The sequence below is a fragment of the Azospirillum griseum genome, assembly GCF_003966125.1.
In the GTDB taxonomy this organism is placed as follows: domain Bacteria; phylum Pseudomonadota; class Alphaproteobacteria; order Azospirillales; family Azospirillaceae; genus Azospirillum; species Azospirillum griseum.
This window is the reverse complement of record NZ_RXMA01000095.1, coordinates 1-1,371: the sequence shown is the minus strand read 5'-3', so window position 1 is coordinate 1,371 and position 1,371 is coordinate 1. Positions and strand designations below refer to the sequence as shown.

The following is a 1,371-nucleotide window of genomic DNA, read 5'->3' as shown; positions in this document are numbered from 1 at the left end:
TTCCCATCGACTACGCCTTTCGGCCTCGCCTTAGGGGCCGGCTCACCCTGCGTGGATTAACCTTGCGCAGGAACCCTTGGACTTTCGGCGAGAGTGTTTCTCACACTCTTTGTCGCTACTCATGTCAGCATTCTCACTTCCGATACCTCCAGGCGGCCTCACGGACACCCTTCGCAGGCTTACGGAACGCTCCGCTACCACGTGATCAAAGATCACATCCGCAGCTTCGGTACACGGCTTGAGCCCCGATACATTTTCGGCGCAGGCCGGCTTAACTAGACCAGTGAGCTATTACGCTTTCTTTAAAGGATGGCTGCTTCTAAGCCAACCTCCTGGTTGTCATGGCCTTCCCACATCCTTTCCCACTTAGCCGTGATTTGGGGACCTTAGCTGGCGGTCTGGGCTGTTTCCCTCTCGACGATGGACCTTAGCACCCACCGTCTGTCTGCCGGACTGTGCTCTGCGGTATTCGGAGTTTGGTTAGGTTTGGTAAGGCTCGCGCCCCCCTAGCCCATCCAGTGCTCTACCCCCGCAGGCAATATCCGACGCGCTACCTAAATAGCTTTCGCGGAGAACCAGCTATTTCCTGATTTGATTGGCCTTTCACCCCTAGCCACAGGTCATCTCCGACTTTTTCAACAGGCGTGAGTTCGGTCCTCCAGTGCGTGTTACCGCACCTTCAACCTGCCCATGGCTAGATCATCAGGTTTCGGGTCTAAAGCATGCAACTCGGTCGCCCTATTCAGACTCGCTTTCGCTGCGCCTCCACCTATCGGCTTAAGCTTGCTGCATACTCTAAGTCGCTGACCCATTATACAAAAGGTACGCCGTCACCGCGCAAGGCGGCTCCGACTGCTTGTAGGCATCCGGTTTCAGGAACTGTTTCACTCCCCTTGTCGGGGTGCTTTTCACCTTTCCCTCACGGTACTGGTGCACTATCGGTCACTGAGGAGTACTTAGGCTTGGAGGGTGGTCCCCCCATGTTCAGACAGGATTTCACGTGTCCCGCCCTACTCGTGGATTGCTTCCGGTTCACCCGTACGGGGCTATCACCCACTGTGGCCCGACTTTCCAGACGGTTCCGGTTATATAGAAGCAATCACTGGCCTGGTCCGCGTTCGCTCGCCACTACTAGCGGAGTCTCGGTTGATGTCCTTTCCTCCGGCTACTTAGATGTTTCAGTTCGCCGGGTTCGCTTCCCACACCTATGGATTCAGTGTGGGATACCCCAAAGGGGTGGGTTTCCCCATTCGGAAATCTGCGGATCAATGCCTGCTCGCGGCTCCCCACAGCTTATCGCAACGTGCTACGTCCTTCATCGCCTCTCAGTGCCAAGGCATCCACCAGATGCCCTTCAGACGCTTGATCTCG

1 rRNA gene is annotated in these 1,371 nt (G+C 56.1%); it reads right to left on the bottom strand.

What is annotated here, in order from left to right:
- Window positions 1-1,368: ribosomal RNA gene (locus EJ903_RS26285) — 23S ribosomal RNA — on the bottom strand; the annotation flags it as partial.
- Between the last annotated feature and the right edge of the window lie 3 nt (window positions 1,369-1,371).